Source organism: Pseudarthrobacter naphthalenicus (assembly GCF_029076445.1).
Classification (GTDB): domain Bacteria; phylum Actinomycetota; class Actinomycetes; order Actinomycetales; family Micrococcaceae; genus Arthrobacter; species Arthrobacter naphthalenicus.
This window is the reverse complement of record NZ_JARESG010000028.1, coordinates 1-20168: the sequence shown is the minus strand read 5'-3', so window position 1 is coordinate 20168 and position 20168 is coordinate 1. Positions and strand designations below refer to the sequence as shown.

General features: G+C 62.4%; 20 protein-coding genes and 1 pseudogene. 6 read left to right on the top strand and 15 right to left on the bottom strand.

What is annotated here, in order from left to right:
• Positions 1-15: 15 nt before the first annotated feature.
• Entirely contained in the window at positions 16-705 is a 690-nt protein-coding gene (locus PY310_RS19200; RefSeq protein WP_275216136.1) for an MBL fold metallo-hydrolase, read from the top strand.
• A gap of 73 nt (positions 706-778) precedes the next feature.
• Here PY310_RS19200 and PY310_RS19195 read toward each other — a convergent pair whose 3' ends face one another.
• Complete coding sequence (locus PY310_RS19195; protein WP_342755761.1) at positions 779-1180, bottom strand: MarR family winged helix-turn-helix transcriptional regulator; 402 nt, start codon at positions 1178-1180, stop codon at positions 779-781.
• Between the two features lie 328 nt (positions 1181-1508).
• On the opposite strand from PY310_RS19195, the gene PY310_RS19190 reads away from it, so the two are divergent.
• Positions 1509-2939 (top strand): IS1380 family transposase, encoded by a 1431-nt coding sequence (locus PY310_RS19190; protein WP_275216134.1) that lies wholly within the window; start codon positions 1509-1511, stop codon positions 2937-2939.
• Between the two features lie 571 nt (positions 2940-3510).
• Positions 3511-3840 carry a histone-like nucleoid-structuring protein Lsr2 gene (locus tag PY310_RS19185; protein WP_275216132.1) on the top strand — a complete coding sequence of 110 codons (330 nt, stop codon included), beginning with the start codon at positions 3511-3513 and terminating at the stop codon, positions 3838-3840.
• A gap of 90 nt (positions 3841-3930) precedes the next feature.
• On the opposite strand, the gene PY310_RS19180 is transcribed toward PY310_RS19185, so the two are convergent.
• From PY310_RS19180 to PY310_RS19130, 11 genes are all read right to left on the bottom strand, one after another.
• Positions 3931-4371: a DUF4913 domain-containing protein gene (locus PY310_RS19180; protein WP_275216131.1), complete on the bottom strand. Its 441-nt coding sequence runs from the start codon at positions 4369-4371 to the stop codon at positions 3931-3933.
• 11 nt (positions 4372-4382) lie between these two features.
• Positions 4383-6152: a type IV secretory system conjugative DNA transfer family protein gene (locus PY310_RS19175; RefSeq protein ID WP_275216130.1), complete on the bottom strand. Its 1770-nt coding sequence runs from the start codon at positions 6150-6152 to the stop codon at positions 4383-4385.
• Complete coding sequence (locus tag PY310_RS19170) at positions 6149-7606, bottom strand: helicase HerA domain-containing protein (protein WP_275216129.1); 1458 nt, start codon at positions 7604-7606, stop codon at positions 6149-6151. The genes PY310_RS19175 and PY310_RS19170 overlap by 4 nt, the downstream gene beginning before the upstream one ends.
• A 138-nt stretch (positions 7607-7744) precedes the next feature.
• Positions 7745-9253 carry an SCO6880 family protein gene (locus PY310_RS19165; protein WP_275216127.1) on the bottom strand — a complete coding sequence of 503 codons (1509 nt, stop codon included), beginning with the start codon at positions 9251-9253 and terminating at the stop codon, positions 7745-7747.
• Positions 9240-10508 carry a TrbL/VirB6 family protein gene (locus tag PY310_RS19160; RefSeq protein ID WP_419095524.1) on the bottom strand — a complete coding sequence of 423 codons (1269 nt, stop codon included), beginning with the start codon at positions 10506-10508 and terminating at the stop codon, positions 9240-9242. The genes PY310_RS19165 and PY310_RS19160 overlap by 14 nt, the downstream gene beginning before the upstream one ends.
• Before the next feature lies 1 nt (position 10509).
• A complete protein-coding gene (locus PY310_RS19155) occupies positions 10510-11268 on the bottom strand; it encodes a DUF8175 domain-containg protein (protein ID WP_275216124.1) in 759 nt (252 codons plus the stop codon).
• A gap of 26 nt (positions 11269-11294) precedes the next feature.
• Positions 11295-11561 (bottom strand): hypothetical protein, encoded by a 267-nt coding sequence (locus PY310_RS19150; protein ID WP_275216122.1) that lies wholly within the window; start codon positions 11559-11561, stop codon positions 11295-11297.
• A gap of 11 nt (positions 11562-11572) precedes the next feature.
• Positions 11573-12184, bottom strand: a complete 612-nt coding sequence (locus PY310_RS19145; RefSeq protein WP_275216120.1) for a DUF6668 family protein — start codon at positions 12182-12184, stop codon at positions 11573-11575.
• Positions 12185-12217: 33 nt separating this feature from the next.
• Positions 12218-13723 carry a chromosome partitioning protein ParA gene (locus PY310_RS19140; protein ID WP_275216118.1) on the bottom strand — a complete coding sequence of 502 codons (1506 nt, stop codon included), beginning with the start codon at positions 13721-13723 and terminating at the stop codon, positions 12218-12220.
• 41 nt (positions 13724-13764) lie between these two features.
• Positions 13765-14277 carry a hypothetical protein gene (locus PY310_RS19135; RefSeq protein WP_275216116.1) on the bottom strand — a complete coding sequence of 171 codons (513 nt, stop codon included), beginning with the start codon at positions 14275-14277 and terminating at the stop codon, positions 13765-13767.
• On the bottom strand, positions 14274-15353 hold the full coding sequence (locus tag PY310_RS19130) for a CHAP domain-containing protein (protein WP_275216114.1): 1080 nt from the start codon (positions 15351-15353) through the stop codon (positions 14274-14276). Before PY310_RS19130 ends, PY310_RS19135 begins: the two co-directional genes overlap by 4 nt.
• A gap of 173 nt (positions 15354-15526) precedes the next feature.
• On the opposite strand from PY310_RS19130, the gene PY310_RS19125 reads away from it, so the two are divergent.
• Entirely contained in the window at positions 15527-15862 is a 336-nt protein-coding gene (locus PY310_RS19125; RefSeq protein ID WP_275216113.1) for an ArsR/SmtB family transcription factor, read from the top strand.
• Between the two features lie 193 nt (positions 15863-16055).
• Here the strand turns inward: PY310_RS19125 and PY310_RS19120 are convergent, their stop codons facing one another.
• The 3 genes from PY310_RS19120 to PY310_RS19110 all read right to left on the bottom strand — a co-directional run bounded on the left by PY310_RS19120 (position 16056) and on the right by PY310_RS19110 (position 18840).
• A complete protein-coding gene (locus PY310_RS19120) occupies positions 16056-16511 on the bottom strand; it encodes a hypothetical protein (protein ID WP_131684933.1) in 456 nt (151 codons plus the stop codon).
• A gap of 770 nt (positions 16512-17281) precedes the next feature.
• Complete coding sequence (locus PY310_RS19115) at positions 17282-18283, bottom strand: hypothetical protein (RefSeq protein ID WP_275216112.1); 1002 nt, start codon at positions 18281-18283, stop codon at positions 17282-17284.
• The gene (locus PY310_RS19110; RefSeq protein ID WP_275216110.1) at positions 18280-18840 is read right to left on the bottom strand and encodes a hypothetical protein; all 561 of its coding nucleotides are present in this window, start codon (positions 18838-18840) and stop codon (positions 18280-18282) included. The genes PY310_RS19115 and PY310_RS19110 overlap by 4 nt, the downstream gene beginning before the upstream one ends.
• A gap of 422 nt (positions 18841-19262) precedes the next feature.
• On the opposite strand from PY310_RS19110, the gene PY310_RS19105 reads away from it, so the two are divergent.
• Positions 19263-19499 carry a hypothetical protein gene (locus PY310_RS19105; protein ID WP_131684936.1) on the top strand — a complete coding sequence of 79 codons (237 nt, stop codon included), beginning with the start codon at positions 19263-19265 and terminating at the stop codon, positions 19497-19499.
• Between the two features lie 204 nt (positions 19500-19703).
• A pseudogene (locus tag PY310_RS19100) lies at positions 19704-20168 on the top strand (MarR family transcriptional regulator); the annotation flags it as partial.

The window sequence follows — 20168 nt, the reverse complement described above, 5'->3', positions numbered from 1 at the left end:
TGGGGGATAAGGAAAGTGCGCCGGTTCAGCGCCGCGGAGGACCCTGACCTTTTCCTGCGCACCCACCGCGAGGAGCTGACCTTGTGGGGCATTCCGGAGGACAGACTGACTGAGGTCGCCATGGACCACCTCAGCTTCACCCACCTGTTGAACCTCGCGGATCCGGACCTGCGGCTCACCGAAGGCAGCCTGGTGCCCGCCAAAGGGCTGGATCTGCGGGTGGTCACCACTCCCGGGCATTCACCGGGTCATATCTGCCTGGTGGATGAGCCCCACGGCCTGATCTTCAGCGGGGACCATGTCCTGCCGCGCATCTCCCCGCACATCGCCCTGGAGCTGCCCGGGCCAACCAACCCCCTCGCGGACTACTATGAGTCCCTGGACCTGATCGCGTTCGAGGACGCGATGGAGGTCTGCCCTGCGCACGAGTACCGATTCAGCGGCATGCAGCGGCGGGTCGCACAGCTGATCGAACACAACCGCGAACGCTCCGCCGAAGTCCTTCGGGTGCTGGAGACGAACCGGCCAGAAACCATTTGGGACATCGCCCGTCACCTGACCTGGTCAAGGGGCTGGGATTCCCTGCAGGCCTTCTCGCTGCGCCTGGCGGTCTCCGAGACAGCCAGCCACGTGGTGTACCTGCGCTCACAGGGCCACGACATTGGTGTGCCCCTCACAGAACCACACCCGGCGTGGTCCCGCTGACGGCATCGAACGCCGTCCGCCGCGCCGGACCCGCCACCGCCAACGACCCGGCCGTCCCGGTGATCAGCGGCTACTAGCAGCACCAGATGGCCGCAAGCGGGGAACCGGAAACCGGGACCCGCGCCTTCCTGGCCGAAAAGACCCCGGTGTTCAACTGGATCAGGCCGCGCCCACTATTCGAGATCGGGAACCGCGTCGCCACGAAGTAGCCCGCGTCGTGGCGGAATGTGCCCAGCACCTGGTTCAGGCCGTCCACTTCCGGTGCGCTGAAACAGGGCTTCGTGAACACCTTGTCATTCAACTCCATCGTGGCGTGTTCCACCGCGGCTTGTCCCTGCGGGGTGATTTCCATCAGCGTGGTCCGGCCATCGGCGGGATACGCGGCGCGCCGGACCAGGCCGGCCCGCTCCAGCCGGTCCACATTGTTGGTAACGCTGGTCGGATGCACCTGCAAGCGGGCACTGGCCTTAGTCATTGGCAGGCCCCCTCCCTAGTGAAACTGAGCAAGGCCAGCAGCTCAAAGCGCGCGAACGTAAGCCTATGCGGCTTCAAAACTGTCTCGATGCAGGCCAGCAGAACCTGCTGGCCTGCATCGATGTCGAAGTACACCCCAACCTGTCGTCAGGCAGCAAGGAAAAGAGCGTCAAAATAGGGTGCGAAAGGCAGTAACTGCACATGCCTAGCCCCGTGGTTTCATCGGGTGGCCGTTGAAGGGCGTGTTTAAAAGGCGAAAAGGTGCTCTGACAAGGGAAAATAGTGGTGTCTAAGCCAATTTATCCCGGTCGTGAAGGAGCACCTTTTCGATGCACCACTTTACCCCTGTTTTCCCGTCGATTCCCGTTATTCTCACCGGCCAGTCCCTGATCTCCCACGCCGGAGTCAGCGTCCTCACCGGCTTCATGGACGCCCTCGGTTTCGGTAGGCTGTGCGAGGAAAGGCTCGGCCAGTTTGTTCCCTCCGGCGCCCGGCACCGTTCCGGGAAACTCCTCGGTTCCCTGGCAGCGATGCTCGCCGCCGGAGGCGAACACGCCTCGGACCTGGACATCCTGCGTTCCTCACCCGGAGTCTTCGGTCAGCTGCCCTCGAACGCGATCGTTTCCCGGTTCTTCGAACGCACCGTCACGAATCTCGAGCTGTTCAGCTACGGATTTGAGACCCTCACCAGGGAACTGCGCACCCGGGCCTGGGACGCCGCCGGGAACCGGAACCCGGCACTGACCGCGACGGCCGCGGATCTGCTCATCATCGACATCGACGCGACGCTCGTGACCTCCCATTCCGATAAGGAAAACGTCGCCGGAATCTACAAGGGCGGCTACGGGTTCGCCCCCTTCATCGCCAGCGTCGACTACGGCACCGGTAAGGGTTCCGGGGAAATCCTCGCCGTGGTCCTGTGGCCCGGCAACGCCAGATCGAAAAGCGGCGAGGACCACATCCGGGTCTTCCACACCGCCGTAGCCCAACTCCCCGAAGAATTCCACGACGAGACCGGGGCACTGGCCGGGGAGAAGATCCTGGTCCGCACCGACAGCGCCGGGGCCTCACGGAAGTTCCTCTGGCACCTGCACAGCCTGGGCGTGCAGTTCTCCACCAGCTACAGCCTCCCGTTCGGTAAGGCCCACATGATCGACTGGATCAGCGACAAGGAATACTGGCAGCCGGCCCTGGACCAGTCCGGAAACGACCGGAGCGATGCGTGGGTCATCAACGCCACCGACGTCATTCCGCTCACCGACTACCCGCCGGGCACGAAACTGTTCCTCCGCGCCGAGCCGCTGCATCCCGGTGCTCAGCCGACCCTGCTCGATGCCGACGGACACCGGATCACCGCGTTCCTGACCAACTCGCCCCGCTGGCACGGACCCTTCCTGGACGCCCGGCACCGCGCCCGCGGCCGGTGCGAGAACAGGATCAAAACCCTGAAAAACACCGGCCTGGGCAAGCTGCCGTTCTTCGACTTCGCCGCGAACCAGGCCTGGGCCAATATTGCTGCGCTGGCCTTCAACCTGGTCTCCTGGATCCAGCTCGCCGCCCTCCCGGACGGCCATCATGCCAAAGCCTGGGACATCAAACGCTGGCGCTACCGGCTCTTCGCGACCGCCGGGAAAATCATCACCCGCGCCCGGCGCAACCAATTGCTCCTGCCGGAATCCGGGCCTGAGAAAGACCTAATAAGACTGCTCATGGAGAACACCGCGCGCCTCAAACAGCTCCTGCCTGCCGCCCCCGGCTGACCGGGCACTCATCCCGTCCCGACGAGACCTCTCATCACCGGAAGTGGAACAGGCGCCAAACCAGGCGATCCAACAGGCCACACCACCCTGCCCGAAAACTGAAAACAACGGCCGATCAACCCGGCACCACGAACCAGCGACCCTCACCGGGCATCATGAAAAATCGAGGCTAGCCAGAGGCTAGCGAACAGTCTCAGATCCAAACCTGACAGCCGACCCGGTGATGAGCTCGCGCGGGCCGGGTGCTGTGCAACATCCTGTTGCGCAATTGTCCAGAGACTGGCTGGACAATCAGTTCCGCTGCCCACAGCCGGGGACAATCCTGATGGGTTATCCACCGCTACTGCTGCTGAGGGAGCTACCCCAATTGCTCCCGATCCCAGCCGTGGATAACCCGGATTGACCCCAACTGTGGACTGCTCAGTTCTCAGCCTGCCGTTACGACGTGCGCCCCCTTTCCTCACCATTCAATTCGAGTACTAAGAGCTTCGTCTTGATAGTTTGATACTCGCGTGGCGCGTTCCTGTTGGGTAGCGCATCCGCTTGTTCAATAGACTGTTAGCCTTATTTCATGGCAAAAAAGACAATCGTGCTTCTGGAAGACGATATTGACGGCTCGGAAGCTGACGAAACTGTATCTTTCGCCCTCGACGGCAGTGAATACGAGATTGACCTCAATGAGGGACACGCTAACGAACTGCGTGAAGCACTGGCACGCTTTACCAACGCTGGCCGCAAAGTAGCTGGCGGACGTGGCCGTCCTGCATCTCGTACTAAGTCCTCGCTCGGTGGCCCGGACGCCAAATCCGTACGGTTATGGGCGGCTGAGAACGGCATCCAAGTGAATACACGTGGTCGTATCCAAGCGGATGTTGTAGAGAAGTATGAAGCGGCTCACTAGAGCCAGGAAAATAAAATCGGGGCTGGAATTCATTACTGATTCCGGCCCTGATTTTTTATTTGCGGGATACTGCATCCTGAGCTGAACTTTTCATACAGGAATAGTGCGGACGTCTGGGAACCAGCCCGCTGGGGCTTTCTTTGGTTCGAGGTGTTCGGGGTCGCGGTGTTTTTGCATGTCGCATTTGTAGAACGGTCCGCGTGGGTCGAGGAGCACGCTCATGTGGTGGTCTGCGTGGTCTTTGAACCAGACGCTGATGCCGGTTGCTCCGTCGAGTCGTAGGTGTTCCCAGGCCCGCCACAGCGCTTCTATTCGGGAGATTGCCTCGGGGTGGAAGTACCATTCGATGCACCATTTTGCGGCGCGGCCGTCGACGTCGCGGACGTAGGTGGGCAGCAGTTGTTCGTGCAGGAATTCTTCGGCGGATCCGTAGACGAGTTTCGGCGGCTTTTTCTCCTCCCCTGCGGGGCTGGCAGGCTCTTCCGCGCTGGGGCTGGGAGCTTCGCTGAATCGGCCGATGTCGATGGTCATTTCAGAATCTCCTACCCGGTGACCCAGGGATTAGCGGTCGGCGCGGCCGAGACCGGTACTGGCTCAACTTCGGGCTGCGGGCTGTACTTTTTAATGGATGCCTCTACGGCTTCCTTGTGGGGTCCGGTGTACCAGGGCATGGTGCGGACTAGCGTGGCCGGCGCACCGGAGGCGAGGACGACGGCGCGGCCGCGGTCGAGTTCGGCGAGGTTGGAGACATCGAAGATGCGTTCCTTGCCCTCCTGCCGGGAGCGGCTGGACCCGGACTTTCCGGAGGAGATGGAGACGTTGGTGTAGCTGTAGTCCCCGATGAGGTCTGAGAGTGCGCGGAGAAAGCCTTCTTCGGCGACGCCGCCGCCGTAGACCTTGACGTTGGCGGCGGACCAGATTTTCCGCATGTTGGCCTCGCCCCAGAGTTCGACTCCTTGGGACCAGGACTGCAGGATGCCCATGACGATCAGGCCTTTGGAGCCGTAGTGGCTGAACTGGTCCGGGAGGGCGGCCCAGCGGACCACGTTCGCCAGCTCATCGAGGGCGAACAAGGCCGGTTTGGGCAGGCGGCCGCCGCTGCGCTCGGCGCGTTCTTCCATGGCCTCCGCGATAGCCACGGTCAGCGCTGTGGTGAGCGGGGCGGCGGAGCCGGCTCCTTCTTTGGAGAGGATGTAGATCGTCTCCTGTGAAGCGGCGAAGGCGTGCGGGTTGAACCGGGGTCGCGCATCACTTGCCACGGACGCGCCGCCTGTCGGGGCGACCCAGCGCAGCGTGTTCCGGCTCTTGAGGCACTGAATCATCTTCTCGGCCGTGCCGAAGATACCGTCGCGCTGCTTATCGGCCAGCTTCAACGTGGACTCCAGGCCCTTGTACTGCAGCTCGTAGTCATGCTCTTTGAGGATCTCGATGGGTTCCTGGCTGACCTGCTCGGTCACCCACAGGTAGACCTGTGTGATGGGCAGCTCCCCCAGCGCGGCTGCAAGGAAGTACGAGGAGAGAATGTCCTCTGCCTTGGGATCGAAGTAGGCATCCGGCTTGGACCCCGGGAGACGCGATCCGACCGAGAAGTGCTGGGTGAGCTTGTACGCCTTCTCTTCATCCGTGACGTAGGAGAGGGGGTTCCACCACCAGTGCGGTTCCTCTTGGGCGATCTTCTGCGGATCGAAAACCCACACCGGGGCCGTGTCCTCGCGGACGCCACGGGTGCCGTCCACGACGTCGCGCTTGTTCGAGGTCGAGACCACAGCCCCTGGCGCGTCCAGGATCGCGGGCATCACCCGGGAGGTCGATTTACCTGTTCGTGGTCCCCAGATGTCGAGGCTGAGGTCTTCCCAGGACTGAATGAACTTCTGGCCGGTCGAGACGACCTTGCCCACGACTATGCCGGGGGTGTCCGTCACTCCCAGCCGCTCGGCCGTGGCCTTCGCTCCCTTCTCAGAGAACGCGGCCAGCGACTTCCCACGGCCCAGGTAGCGGGCGGCCTTATCCACCCGGGCACGCTTGGACGCGCCCTTCATCCAGGCCACTAGCACGACGATAGCCAGCACCAGGACCAGGCCCGCCATCAGGCACGCCGCGACCGTGGACTGGACGGGCCAGGGCACCCGGCCTTTAATGAGCCCGGCAATGAGGTCAATGGGATGGGCGGGTGGTGCGTCGATGCCGGCCATCCAGGAGCCGAGGTGCGCGGCCGCGTAAGTCCCGCCGCCGAAGACGACAATGAAGCCGATGGCCAGCCAGACCAGCAGGGCATCCCCGAGGCTCATTCCCTTGCGGTTTGGTGCACTCACAGCGTTCCTCCTTCGGTGGGCAGCGCAGGGACTGCAGGGTCCATGAGCGTTACGGCGGGTTCGTGCCACCGGGTGTCGGTGTCGTTCAGGCCGTCGGTCTTCTCGATGGAGGTCAGCCCGATTTGGACGGGGATGCCCGGGCGGCCGCCGACTTTAATGAGGAACTTCCCCCGGCCCGGGGGTTCGACATCAACCCCGCGTGAGTCCCAGGCGGGAGGGTCCTGCCAGGAGATGAGTTTCTGCTGCTCCTGCCGGGAGAGGGGAATGGCTGCGGTCAGGAGGGGCATTTCCGAGGCGGGCAGCCCGCCGCAGATGACCATGCCGGAACGTTCGACGAAGCCGCGGGCCTTCATCCGGTCCTCTTCCGCAGGGAGTGCGAGCAGGTCCGACATGGTGTGGGAGATCATGATCTGCCCAACACCCACAGAGCGGTTCAGACGGGTCAGGGCGTCCACCCTGTCGACCATGCCCTTACCGGAGCGCAGCGCCCGCCACAGCTCGTCCAGGACCACAAAATAGTTCCGGCGCGGTTCCAGGCCCGCGTCCGCCAGCGCGTTGGCGACGTTAACGGTGCCGAATCCGTAGGACCAGCACGCGAGCAGCACGGCCGCCTGCAGGTCAGTCTCAGTCTCGTCAATGCTGGAGACATCGAAGACCACGGCGCGGTCACGCTTCATGGGATTGGTGGTCTGGGCGGAGAAGATTTCTCCCAACTTCCCTCCCCCGGTCAGGCCCAGCAGGGTCGCTTCCAACGCACGCGTCTCCTGCAGGTACACCTTCATGTCGCCACGGTCCAGTGCGACCTGCCGCAGTTCATCGGGTGCGGAGACAATGACGTCCAGGAGGTCCTTCAGGACCGGGATGCCCTCGAACTTCTCATCCAGGACCCGCAGCGCCCGGTCCAGGATCGTCTGTTCCTGATCCGTGGGCGGGTTGTTCCGGCTGATCGTGATCAGCGAGACGACCATGTTCAGGCGGCGGCCGTGCGCGTCAGCCCGGACCCGGCTGGCGGCATCATGCTGGCCGTTCGCCTCGAGGAGCTGTGCGACCTCGACAGCCTGGCCGGGATCAAGAATGTTCAGGTAGCCCACGCCACGGCCAAGGGAAATGACCTGCCCGCCCAGGGCCTTGACCGCCTTGATGTGCTCGCCCTTCAGGTCGCCCAGAATGAGCGGGTGGACCCCCTGCGCGGACAGCCCTAAGAACATGCGGCGCACCAGTGTGGACTTGCCCAGCCCGGGCTTGCCCAGGATGAAGGCTGAGGGGTTGGAAATCAGCCGTGCCCGCTGGAACCAGCTGATCGGGTCACAGCAGACCGTGGCCTGGGTTTCCTCATGGCGGCCCAGCGGAACCCCGATCATGGGCGAGGACGCCCCGGAGGAGAACGGCCACAGCCCGCACACCTGGACCGTCGTGCCCCGGTACTCCGTCACGGACGGAACGAGCTGCGCCATGCCCCCGCCACGCCCGGCCCACCCACGGGCACCCGGGCCGGCCTCACGGGGCTGCTGCCCACCCTTGTTCTTGGGCGCACTCTTTGCTGGCTTAACTGTCTTTGCGGTCATTGACGTCAAGAACTCTTTAAAGGCCATTTACAGCGCATCCCTGATCTCGGAAGGCACCATGCTGTGCTTGGGCAGAACCAGCCCCAGCGGCAGGGACGCCGCGAACGCGGTGTCCTGCGCCCCATACGCCCGGCGCAACAGCACCCGGGCAGTACCGGAGGTCTGCTCAATGGCCGCAACAGCGTCTGCCAGCCGTTCCTTATCGGTCACGGTGGCCGTAACGACCATGCCGAAGTTCACCAGCCCGGCGCCCTGGGCTTCTTCCTGCGCTGTCTGCACGGCGGAGCGGGCATCGACCAGGGCACGGGCGGACGGCCGGTTGCCGGAGGTGATGCGGACGTTGGCGTTGTCCTGGTCCCGCTCCACCACGGCGGCGGCGCGGGCGGAATCCATCGGCCGGTACAGCAGCGAAATCCGCTTCCGGTCAATGTCCCCATGCGGGGCCAGCAACCGGGACAGGACCGAGGAGTTCACCGACCCACGCGGGGCACCGGTCATCGTCCAGGAGGCCGAGAAGGCGCTGTCGTGCCGGTAGTCCTCCCAGCTGGCCTGCGTCGCGGTGGGACCGACCTCACCCCAGGTCAGGGACACCGGAGACCCGGCGGCGTGGGCTTCATCAATGATCAAAGCCGCGGGCGGGTCGTAGGCGACCCGGACGACTTCGCAGAGTTCCTGCGCCGACATCGGACGGGCAATACCGGCGCCCGTGGACTGCAGCCGGGCCGACAGACCCGGGATCCTGGAGGCGAGGTCCCGGGCAACATCTTCGGGTGTGCGCTTCTTCGACCCCGTCCGCAGGGACGCGTTGAAGGTCAGGGACACCCAGGCGCGGACCGTGGCCGATCCCTCCGGGTACGTGTCCACGACCTCGCGCAAAATCGCCTGGGCGAATGCCGGAGCGTCCGGGTCGATGTTCATTTCCACTTCGTTCCGCAGCCGGTATCCGGAATCCGGGGCCGTCTCGACCGTCACGGCTGCGGCGTCCAGGCCGGCCTCGTCGGCCAGGCCGGCGAGCCAGCCGCCCCAGTTCGCCACCCACGCATCAACCTGCTCAGGGTCCACCAGGGACGCTCCGTCAGGTTCGGTGGAGAAGATCACGGTGAAGTGGCTCGTGGCCGGCACATGTAGCAGCGCGAACGGGCGCTTATAGGAGTCGGCGAACTCGTACAGGGTCGACTTCGCCGCCAGCCCGGGCAGCTGGTACATGCCCCACTCCGTCACGCCCAAAGGCCCGGAACGGTAGAGATTGGTTCCGGAGGACTTGGCGAGCCGAAAGCTCATCCGTGTTCCGAACCGGTCCACCACAGACTGGCCGTGCTTGTCCTTGACCGTCAGCAACAGGGCACAGGTCCCGGCCACGGCCAGCACACCCAGACCAACAAAGAGGCCCCAGATCGCGAAGCTGATGATGCCCAGCAACAGCCCGGCCATAACAATCCCGGTGCCAATAGCACCGAGATTGCCCAGTCCGGCCGAGCGCGGTACGCGCCAGTTGCCGTAGGACGGTTCCTTGTATTCGGTGCTAATTGCTGCCACTGGGGCCCTCCCCGGTTGAATCCTGCGCGGTCTTTGCGATTGCCTGCGACGTCCCGGACGCCACCTGTGCCCCCGCAGCTACAGCCATCCCAGCCGGCCCAGCTGCTGCTGCTCCAGTCGCTGCTCCTGCAGTGCCGGTTGCCCCGGCCCCTGCCATGCCCGCTTTGCCTGCGGCCGCAGCGCCAGCTGCTCCACCCGGACCCGTAGCGCCCGGTGTGGGCTGACCTCCCCCGCCTCGGGGACCCGACGTTCCGGCGCTGCCCTTCGGAGACGCGCCTGGCTGGTTGCTCTGCGTCGTAGCCGGCGTCGGTGAGGCGTTGCCCCTCCCGCTGCCACTGCGGCCCAAGGACACGGCACCGGTGGCCATGGCCCCGACGGCTGCCCCGGCCCCTGCTCCCCCACCGGAGGCAACAGCCCCCACCATCGGCGTGACGAACCGCATCAACGCCGGAAGAGCGAACAAGGCAACAATCATCAACGCGAAACCAGTGATCGAACCGATCAGGGGGACCTGACTTTTATTGCTCATGAGGAGGAACGCGACCGAGTACACGATCGCCGCAGCCGGCTTATAAAGAATGAAAGCGATCGTCCAACCAACTGCCTTCTGAAACCACTGCCTACCCATCTCCGTGTTCGTAAATGCAGCCGTGGTGGGCAGGATGCCGGCCAGGATCACCAACATGCCGCTGCGCACCACCATCAGCACGATCTGGACGAGGGAAGCAATCAACCCAATCAAGCCCAGGACGATGAGGATGAACACCCCGACCCCGGTCTGGTTGGTCATGACGAGGATGCTCATCGCCTGAGCAAAGCCCTTACCGTCCGTAGAGCGGTCGATGATGGCGACAGAGAAAGCATCAGCTGCGATCACCAGAATTGAGATGACACCCAGGCCAATGCCCGACACCAAGGAAAGCGTGAGCAGGGAGCGCAGGAGATCCCTCAATGGCGCCCCGCGCTGCTCCCAGATCATCCGGATGCCGCCGATGATCACGGCAAGGACGGCCAGGGTCAGTGTCCAGGGCATTAACTCGTTATTGACCATCGCAACGACGGGGCTTGGCGTTGTTCCGTCCTGACTTGCCAGGTTCACCGTGGGCATGGAAACCCAAAAGGTAGACAGGGCCGTCACCATCTGGCTCATTCCGTCCAAGATGGCGTTGGACATGTCGCTCATAGCGTCGTCAGCGAGGTCTGACACAGCGTTCCCTACGCCGCACCCAAGGTCACCAAAACCGCATTCAGCCATGTCAGACTCCGGACCAGAGAATGAATCCGCTCAGATCGCGGATCTGCGAAACACTGCTGAAAGTGACGCCGTCATCTGCAGGCTTAACTTTCCAGTCCCCGTCAGTCCATCGCATCGACAGAGTTGAGCTGGCCAAGGCCCCATTGTTCGTTTCAAAGGCCAAATCGATATCGGCCTCCAACGTCGTGTAGGACCTGATGAGGAAGCCTCGGACCTGAACGGTTGTGCTGTTTGGGGAGGAGCCGACGCCCGAACTGGCTTCCCTGATGGCAGCATCCCTTCCCGTTCCGGGGACAAGAAGTTTGTCGGCCAGTTTGGTCACGAGCTCAGGTGATCCCGTTGAACCGAGTGCAGCGACGTTCATTGCGGCGTAGAGGGCTCCGGTTGGTGAGTGTGCAAAGCATGACCGGAAACCACTCGCGTCGGTTACACCAGGCCCGAATGAGTTTGGATCGGTTGGTGCGGCCATTCGACCCACCAACTCCCACCGGGACTTGGGAGACGATCCGAGCGTCGTCTCCGCCGTACTGGGAAGTCCGCAGACGCTTTTGTCACGGGAGTCCGAAGCCCTCGTGGTCGGTGTGACTGCGCTGCTGGACTCCACTGACGTGGGAACTGGCTGGGCGTTGCCCTGTCCCTTGGGGAGCAGGAAGATGACGATGGTCGCGGCGATCAGCGCGACCACCAGACCGGCAGCAATAAAGAATCCGGGCTTGGTGAACGGATTGCTTTCGGTGGTGCTCTCTGTTGATTGGCTCATGATGAACCTCCCGTTGTTGTGCTGGTTTAGACGAAGGCGCGGACGATGCCGGACGCACCGGTGATGATGATGCAGCCCATCAGGACCCAGCCGAGCTTGCCGATGGCTTGGGCTCCCTCTCCGCGCTGGAGCTGGATGACCATGCCAATGCCGACGATGATGACGCCGAGGACGCCGAGGACCAGGCCGACGCCGGAGGCCCAGTTCAGGACCAGGAGCAGCCCGTCGGCTTCGGGAGGGAGGGTGGGGATGGGGTTGGGGATGACGCTGGCTGCAAGTACGAGGGAGTGCATGGTGAGACCTTTCAGTGGGTGGTGCGTGGTGTGTTGTTGGTAGCCAGAGTGGCTATGTCAGTGATGAAGCGTTGGTATTCGCGGGCTGTTGGCGGTGTGTTGTCTCCGTGCCGCCAGGCCTCGACCCAGGGCAGGGTCCAGAGCCGGGGCGCTCCCCCGCCGACGATGGCGGCGAAGTCACGCAGCGCTTTAGGAGTCTTTCCCGGTGCGTCCGCGAGGATGGCGAGGCCGAGCAGATCAATTTCCGGTGTGGCGCCTGATGCCCACTGGGTCAGTGCGCTCCGGGCGGCCGTGAGGCCGCGGAGGTCTGCCCGGCAGACCATCAGTACCCGTGGCGTGCTTCCGTCCTGGAGGACGGGCCAGCAGTGGTCGGTGGCGCGGGCTCCGGGAAGGAGTTCAGCGATTCGGCTTTCTCCGGCTCCCCCGTGGGTGCCGGTGATCCACAGCGCGGCCGAACCTGACATGGTGCGGTGGGAAAGGCGGTCTGCTGCGTCCGGTTCAACCATTCCCCTCAGCGGGGCACTGATCACGGCCGCAGGCGGCACATGCCCAGCAGAGGCGGTCGCGTCCGCGTCTGCAGATGTGGTTGGGCTGGTGATCCAGGGGTTCAGGGACTGTTGCATGGTTCCTCCTTTCTGAGTCCGGTGGTAAGTGTCTTAGAAGCCGTCGGCGACGGCGGCCGCGGCGGCCAGCCATGCCCGCTGGGTGGCGGGCTGGAGGGCCTCGTAGCGGATGGGGCCGTTGACCAGATCAGGGTCGTAAGGAATCCGGACGACGGCCCGGACGAACGGCTCGAAGCCGTCTGCGATCCGCTGGGCCTCGTCTTTGGCCCGCTTCAAGGCATCTCCGGTCATGCTGCGCTTGGCGTCGGTGGATTCGGAGACGATCACGACGGCGTTGCGGGCCAGCTCGGCGTCGTGGCCACCACGGGATTCCAGGGTCTGCAGCGTCAGCCGGGCGGCTTCGGCGCGGTCCTCGATGGCTGTCACAGGCACGACGAGCTGGCTGGTGTGATCTATCATCCGCCGCCAGTTCGCTGCCCGTGCGGTGTTTCCTGAATCCATGACCACCAGCCGGTAATAGCGGGTGAGGACCTGGTGGGCGATGTCGACTTCCTCGGCGGTGACTTCGTGGTCGCCTTCCTCGTTCTCATCGGAGCGCAGGACATCGAACTTGTCAGCGGTCTGGTGATGGACGAACTTGGCGATTTCTGCCGCGTTCGTTGCCGGTGAGAGCAGTTCGGCCGAAGAATCGATCAGGTCCAGGACGCTCCGGTCATGGGACCCCTTTTCCGTCCGCCACCCCAGGGTGCCCTGGGATTCGTTGTTGTCCCAGGCGACGGTTGCGGCGCCACTGTAGCGGGCAAGGATGGCCGAGAGCATGACCACCGTGGGGGTCTTATTGGCCCCGCCCTTGCGGTTGACCACGGCAATGGTCCGGGGACCAGGCCAGTGCTGGCTGACCGTACGAATATCCTCCCGCTCAGAGAGTTCTTCGGCGGAGGGGTCCATCCGGAATCCCAGGCGCGTGAGCGCCCCGCGCCAGCCTTGTGTGGCCGGTTCCAGAACAGGTGCGCTGACGAGGAACGAGGTGTCCTTCAAACTACGCCGGGACGGCGGCGCTTCCTGAGAGACAACAGCTGACGGCGGTTCTTCCGCGGCGGCCGCAGTCTGTGGATCCCGGTTGGCCGGTACTGGGGTGGTGCCGGATGCGACAGGGTTGGGCGGCCATGGTTGGTTGTCCACCGTCGCCGCTGCGTCCGGAACCGCAGTGGGCTCTACAGGGGCAACTACTGGCTCAGGCGCAGGAACCGGGACGGTATCAATCACGGTCGGAGCGACTGTCTCGGGCGTGGTCTCCGGAGCTTCTGCCCGCCGGCGGGCGGGGCGGGCCTCATAGGAGACAGATTCAATCTTGTTGTCCGGGTGCACGATCAGTTCACCGTGCCCTTCGGGATCCTCGATCTGGACCCTGACGGGGCGCTGCAGGGTCTGGGCCTCGCCCAGCACGAGGGCCAGGGCATTGTTGCGAAGATCCTGCAGGGACTCCCCGTCAGGAACGATGCGGGAGTTACCCGCGACGACGACCTCAGCAGTCCCGTTATCGCGGACGATGGCCCTGATCTTTGGAAAGGCCATGACCTCGGTTGGTGCAGTACCCATGAACTTCTTCCTTACGTGTGTGAGATGGAGAGGTGCGGCGCTTAGGACGATGGTGGGGTGAGGCGGTTGACCTTCCACGGGGCGTCCTTGCCCGTGCGGAGCAGCTGCACCGTGTAGGTCCCGGCATTCGTGGGGACCGCTGCCATGACCCCGTAGCCGTTGGCTTCATCGACGCTCAGCGCAGCCGGACCGGTGACGCGGCTGGCCGGGATGTTGGCCGGGTCCACCGCCGAGTAGTCGGCAGTGGCCTGCGGCGTCAGCCAGCGGGCAAGATCGTTGGCCCACTGCTTTTCCTCCACGCCCGGGCGGGCGAAGTCAGCCATCGCCTTCTCAGCGACTTCCACCGCCTGATCCTTGCTGGCCTGATCCCAGGAGATGCCGATAGTGGCCGGGACGGTGCCACCGGGTGCATGGGGGCCGCTGTTGGCGCTCAGGGACACGGGGGCCGACGGCGTGGTGGTGGTTGCTTCTGCCGGGGCTGGCGTGGTGTTCGCTGCCGGTGCGCACGCGGTGCAGAGCAGGACCGCGGCGATGAGGGCCAGGGGCTTATTCACTTCTTCTCCTCTTGGATAGGCAGGTACAGGAAGGCTGACGGGACATTGCTGCTGACGGTCCGGGTGTAGTAGTTGTGGTCATCCGGAGGCGGGTTGCCGTTGTAACCCTCCTCGACGTAGGTCCCGTTGTCTTTGACTTCCTTGACCACGGCGACGTGGCCGAAGGCCGGGTCCGCTCCCCCGACACCGGGCGCGTACCAGACGACCGCACCAATCCGAGGAACGGAGCCGGTGGGCCAGCCCTTGGCATCCCAGCCGGCCTTCCATGTTAGGGCCGAGCCGAGACCCTGCCCGTCCGGGCGGAAGGTTCCGTTGAGGAACTTGAACGGTGCGCCGGTTGAACCCATCTGCTGGTTCACCCGCCACAAGGCGAAGTCCACACACTCGCGGTAAAACATTCCCAGCGGAGATGCGGCGGCTGAGCCTGCACCAACCTGCAACCAGGTAGGAGAGTCTTTCCACGGGTAGTCATCCCCGGCACCGGACTGGCCAGGAATGGCACAGCCGCTGCCTTCAAGTGAGAACTTGCCGTCCGAGAGGGCCTGGACGAGCTTGACGGCCTCGGGCCAGTACTTCTGGTAGTGGTAAGGGTCGGCGTTGCGCTGGACCTTGGTACCGGCGATGGTCGGCTCCAGCAGTTCCCAGCCTTCCACTGCCTGCAGGGCCTTGATGAAGTTTGTGGCGCTGGTGGTGGGGTCCATGCGGTCCGCGTAGGAACCCCACGCGCCGTTGTCGCGCTGCTGGAACAAACCCCGGGAGTCCGGGGCCGGTCCGTCGCCGTGGTCGAGGACGTGAAGCCCCGACTCCCCCAGGGCCACCATCACGCTGATCATCTGCCCCTTGGCTGACAGGTTCAGCGCTTTGCCGGCATTCATGATCGCTGCAGCATTCGTCAGCTGATCAGGCGAGTACCCGTCTACCTTGATGTCCTCGCTGATGGAGAGGGTGACGCCGGGGCCACAATCTGCCACTGCCGACTTTGAACCTCCGAGAAGAAGAAGTAACGAGACGACCAACCCCAGCATCAGGCCAGGGGTAACTACGGCTACGCCCACCATGAGACCTTTTGGTTTCATAAGCTCCCCCTCCCCTTGAGGTGTGCCATAGCTCCCGGCAGCAGTCGAACGATTCCCGGCGACATGCCTTTTCCGGCACTGAGCGTTTTTTTTATTTGAACTCTCATCGATAGAGTATCGCACTTAGTTATACAGTGGGAGGTGATGGAACCTCGATGAGACAAAATGAGAGGGTGCCACGCTATGTTCAACCCGCCGCACCCGCTCCGCCTGAGGCCGTGCGGGTGATTTCCTTGCTGGGTGTGAACCCGCTGCGCGCCGAAATCCTCAAATATCTGTTTGAGCACCAGGACGGCGTAACCAGCGGTGACATAGGCCGGAGCATCGGAACTGGCTATAGAACCATCCTGGTGCATCTGAATCAGCTTCAAGAGCTCGGGGCCGTAGCCTCCAATGCCGGCGAACGGCGCATTGGCCAGCGAGTTCTCTACACGATCAACGCCGAAGCGTTCGACGCTGCAGCTGGGGACCTGATGAGGTACATCAAGGGCCAGGGCACCGGTAGTTGAGTCGGTCGGAGCTGCAACTTGAGTGCGCGCCTGAGCCCCGAACCTGCATGAGATGTAGCCCCTGCTGCCCCCCAAAACTGCCGTAGGGGCTACACTCGCGATGCCACTCAACTTGCATGGTCAGGCCGAGGTGGGCGCCCGAAGCATGTCATGCCTCAGAGTCTACTGAAAAAATTTCAGTAATGAAAATGTTTCAGTTCGATGGGTCGCGTTTGCTGGGCCGGGGTGGAAGGTTCCGGAGGGCTTCAGTCACGGCACGAAGAGCGTCGACGTTGACTTCTCCCAGAACCCGCGCCGCGAAGTGCTCAACTTCGGCAATGCGGTATGCCTCTATCAGGCGGAGTTCTGCTTCGACGCGCTCGGGGATAGGCCCGCTGCGTTGCAGCAAGTAATTTTCGTCAACATCGAAAAAATATGCCAAAGCCTTCAGGAGTTCCGGATCCCAACGGTTATCCGGGGAGCCGGCGAGTAGCCGATGCCACCTAGTTCGCGTAAGCGTAATTCCCTGCTCCGCCAGTCCTTGCCGAACGTCTTCATAGGTGAAGCTGCCGGCGTCTTTGGCATGAACGATATCCAGGAGGAGCTGAATTTTCGAGGCCAGGACCTCCTTGTCACTGCGCGAATCTATGGGCTTGTCGTTCGAATTCACGCGCGATCCTGCTTCCGGCCAACGTGGTCGGCCACGTCCTGTGGGAAGCCCTTTGTCAGAGGTAGCGAGGTCATAGCCCTCCTTATGAATCCGTCATCGGTGAGACCAGTCGCCGGGCCTTGACGGCTTCGCGGAGTACCAAGTGAAAAGTCAGCTAACAATGAGAGTATATGAGGCTCCGAACGCGACCATGCCGGTTATGAAGCCGGCAGTGACCTGGCGCGCGGAATGATCCCGAAGATAAACCCTGGACCAGCAGACAAGTGGGGCTGCTATAACGAACGGAAGCCCCCACCAGCCGAACATCAGAACTGCCGAAACAGTTGCACCACCCAACGTCATTGCGTGGCCCGATATCTTCCAGATTGGGCTGATCAGGATTAGGGCCACAATTCCACAGAGAATCCCACCGATTAGTCCCCATACCGGCAACGGTGCCCCAATGATTGAGAGGAGGCCGCAGCCCAGTAGCGATGAGCCCAGGGTCCAGAGCATGACAGGGCGCCGCTGTTTCTTGTTTCCAACGTGATGATCGGTCAATTGCCCTCTCTTAGCCAGGATCAATACGGCAGTGAAGGGCGCGAGACAGATGAAGAGAGCAGCGATAATCCCCGACCAGAGGGACACCAACCACTGGGCACTCAGGAGCGAAGCCAGGATCAGTAGAAGCGACAGCACGAGGGGTGGCTGGGCAACCTCTGTCGCGGTTCTAGCGAGACGGCCAACGGCCGTGGTGGATCTCTTCGGGGTTAGCGTCGTTGTTGTTGCTGTCAATGTGTTGCCTTTACCGGCAGGACCGATTCCAAGAAACCGACACCACCATCAAATCGGGCTTGGACGGCGTCTAGGACGCGGCCGGCAAGCATGGGTGTGGCCAGTCCGGAGAAAGCGACTTTGTGATCGCTGGAGCGGATAACGTACTCATAAAGGCGCGCTGAGGGGCACTTGACGTAGAAGCTTCCGGCAATTTTCGCCAACCAGCCGGAGTAAGACAGGCCCCAATACGTTTTCCCCAGCGTGGCCGTAAGAAACAGCAGGGCTGCTCGGTCCCAAAGCTGTAGTCGGCGCCAGGCTTTTACGGCCGGCGGAATACCCAGTCCAAGGGAAGTGAGTAAAACACCGCCATAGAAAAGCGGATAAAAAAGGATGTAGAGAACCTGCTGGAGGGAAGAGCTGCCCACGTCAAAGTGCGTGGCGGTCATGTACGCGATCTCTTCTACGGAAGCGAGTGCAACCAGTCCCATGCCAGACGCGACCACCCGGGAGCTCACGCGGACAGGCCGGCTTTCCTGTGGATGGAGACAAATGCGGAGTACGGATACCGCCAAGAACGCCAAGATCCCCATGTAGACGCTGGCGTAGATGAAAACAGGCAACTGCTGCACATTTTCCGGCACGAACTTGGACGTCGTTGGAACGTATTGCTGAAACAAGAACGGAAGGGTGATGGCGACCGCTCCAAGGCCGGCCGCAACAGGGTGATGGCTCAATTGGGATCGATAGCTTCCGTCCGGTGAGTAAGCAGCAAAGATTCCTTCACGCACCAGCCATACCGCGCTCGTGACACACAAATTTCGAATTAGGTGGAGGAAGTTGATGCCACCCAGCGCAGCATCAATGGTGGTTTGGGGGACAACGACCCCCGTGGCAAAGAGGCCAAGAACGCCAATTCCTATGGCGCCAACAAAAGCAGTCGAGGAGGCAGAACGGACGATGAAGTAGAGGCGAATGGCGAATACCGCTGTAAGGATCCAAAATGCTGCAGCGATCATAAACCAAACACCCTTTCGGCCTGCGTGGCCTCCTTCTCAGGGCTGGCGTGAAGCGCCTGTGCCAGTCCAAAAGCCAAGTTTTCGGCTGCTGCCTCAGCGTCGTCCAGAGGAACGTCCACCGCACGACACATCCAGCTGACGCCGTGCCGTTTGCCAATACCGGAAAAGAAAGAGCCCGCGATCAGTCCGTCGAGAGGCCGCCCCTTGTGCCCAAGGAGGATGTGGCTCAGTTCATGAAGCACGATGTGAGCACTCCAAGCCCTAGCGCCTCGCAGATATCGAATGATTCCATGGTGAGGAGTGTCGATCCACTGGCCGGTGACACCTTCCCCCAGGCTTTCTACAGTGCCCTCCTCGAAGAGAAGGCTCTTGCCGTACTTTTTTTCTACGGCAACCACAAGGTCCCCTAAGTGTGGGTACGCAGGCAGGTTCAATGTCTCGATGACGTCGAAGGTCAGTCTGGATTGTTGCATTCGGAAGGCTCCGCTAATCCACTGAAAAAATTTCAGTATGTGTACTATGAAACCACGCGCCAGAAGCGCCTCGGCAATCGGCAACCTTACCAAGGGTTCCGCTGGGCCGCTTGTCACTCCTACTCATGGAAGGTTCTTGATGACGATCCGCGCCAGCCAGAACTCCTTGAAGCAAACGCCTCAAGGAATGGTCGCCCCTGGGTTCTGAAGTGTCGCACGTATCTATGACCCGTGCGGCCGCCCGTAAGCCTTCCAGCCGTGTGACTAGAGCTTGCCAGGCACACCCCCGGTAGCGAGGCCAAGAGATTCGAAGAGAAAGACAATAAAGAGTTCGAAGTCACAAACGCGACACGCCTCCGTTTTCTGAAAACAAATCCCCGCCCGCTCAATCGCGCGGTGATAGCTTCAAAGCAGTCGCAATGACAGCCAAGTCAGTCTGAGCGGCAGGCAATACAACGATGAAGCTGTACCCGCTCTGGCGGGTACAAAATCAAAGGACACAGAACATGACGGCAGTAGCAGTAAATCGAGGCGGCGGGCGCCCCAGTAAAGGCCTGCGTAAGTTCATTGGTTTGCGCGCGCCGATACCCACTTCAGACGGTATCGCCAAGGTCGCCGCTCACAAGGGGTTGACCGTCACTGAGTACCTTCTGTCCGTTGTGGAGCCAAGGCTGCAAGAGGACCTGGCGGCACTAGTGCAGGACGACTACCAGCAGGAGCTGCCCATCCGCATTGCCTCATAACAAAAAAAGAAGGCCCGCACTAGGCGGGCCTTCGAAGCTTGAGACTTACCCTCTGGATTGCTTGCCGGCGGATCAGATTGTAAGTCGTGGAGAGCCTAACCAGGCCATCCTTTGTGTTGCTATGAAACCGATCTGGCAGGATCGGCCCTTTTTCGTACCTCAATCCCCGGAAGGATTACTCACATCGTACATCAGCACGTCTCCGTGCTTCCAGCACGCCCCGCTACTGGCGTGTCAAGCCAGTCAGACGATCCAGCCACTGTTTGGGCAGCGCTATCACCGCTGCTGGCCGGCCAGCCCCGCGTACGGGTTTCCCGTGACGCCGGGAAGTCTTACCCACAGAAACATGAACGAGCCCTAACGCCGGCGCTTCCGGCCTTCCCTGCGGCGGTCCGGATCTTCGGCAAGGATGGCACTTGCGCGGCGATCTTCCTTGACTTTGATTCCTCAGTCGCGGGTATTGACCGGGTGGAAGCCGATGTCCGAGCCGTTCAGACCTGGCTGCATTCGTGCGGTGCACGTTGGATTGAGGACTATTCTCCCAACGGTGGACGACACGTCTACATCCCACTGGAGAAGCGGGTCACGTTTTCGCAAGCCCGGGATCTTGTAGAGGCCTTGGGTAACCGTCACCGGAGCCTGGATAAGTCCCCTCACCAGAACCTTTTG

Bases quoted from the DNA above. Each gene is read 5' to 3' on its own strand.
- PY310_RS19195 (WP_342755761.1), bottom strand. From the start codon at position 1,180: ATGACTAAGGCCAGTGCCCGCTTGCAGGTGCATCCGACCAGCGTTACC.
- PY310_RS19190 (WP_275216134.1), top strand. From the start codon at position 1,509: ATGCACCACTTTACCCCTGTTTTCCCGTCGATTCCCGTTATTCTCACC.
- PY310_RS19185 (WP_275216132.1), top strand. From the start codon at position 3,511: ATGGCAAAAAAGACAATCGTGCTTCTGGAAGACGATATTGACGGCTCG.
- PY310_RS19180 (WP_275216131.1), bottom strand. From the start codon at position 4,371: ATGACCATCGACATCGGCCGATTCAGCGAAGCTCCCAGCCCCAGCGCG.
- PY310_RS19170 (WP_275216129.1), bottom strand. From the start codon at position 7,606: ATGGCGCAGCTCGTTCCGTCCGTGACGGAGTACCGGGGCACGACGGTC.
- PY310_RS19160 (WP_419095524.1), bottom strand. From the start codon at position 10,508: ATGGCTGAATGCGGTTTTGGTGACCTTGGGTGCGGCGTAGGGAACGCT.
- PY310_RS19155 (WP_275216124.1), bottom strand. From the start codon at position 11,268: ATGAGCCAATCAACAGAGAGCACCACCGAAAGCAATCCGTTCACCAAG.
- PY310_RS19150 (WP_275216122.1), bottom strand. From the start codon at position 11,561: ATGCACTCCCTCGTACTTGCAGCCAGCGTCATCCCCAACCCCATCCCC.
- PY310_RS19145 (WP_275216120.1), bottom strand. From the start codon at position 12,184: ATGCAACAGTCCCTGAACCCCTGGATCACCAGCCCAACCACATCTGCA.
- PY310_RS19140 (WP_275216118.1), bottom strand. From the start codon at position 13,723: ATGGGTACTGCACCAACCGAGGTCATGGCCTTTCCAAAGATCAGGGCC.
- PY310_RS19130 (WP_275216114.1), bottom strand. From the start codon at position 15,353: ATGAAACCAAAAGGTCTCATGGTGGGCGTAGCCGTAGTTACCCCTGGC.
- PY310_RS19115 (WP_275216112.1), bottom strand. From the start codon at position 18,283: ATGATCGCTGCAGCATTTTGGATCCTTACAGCGGTATTCGCCATTCGC.
- PY310_RS19105 (WP_131684936.1), top strand. From the start codon at position 19,263: ATGACGGCAGTAGCAGTAAATCGAGGCGGCGGGCGCCCCAGTAAAGGC.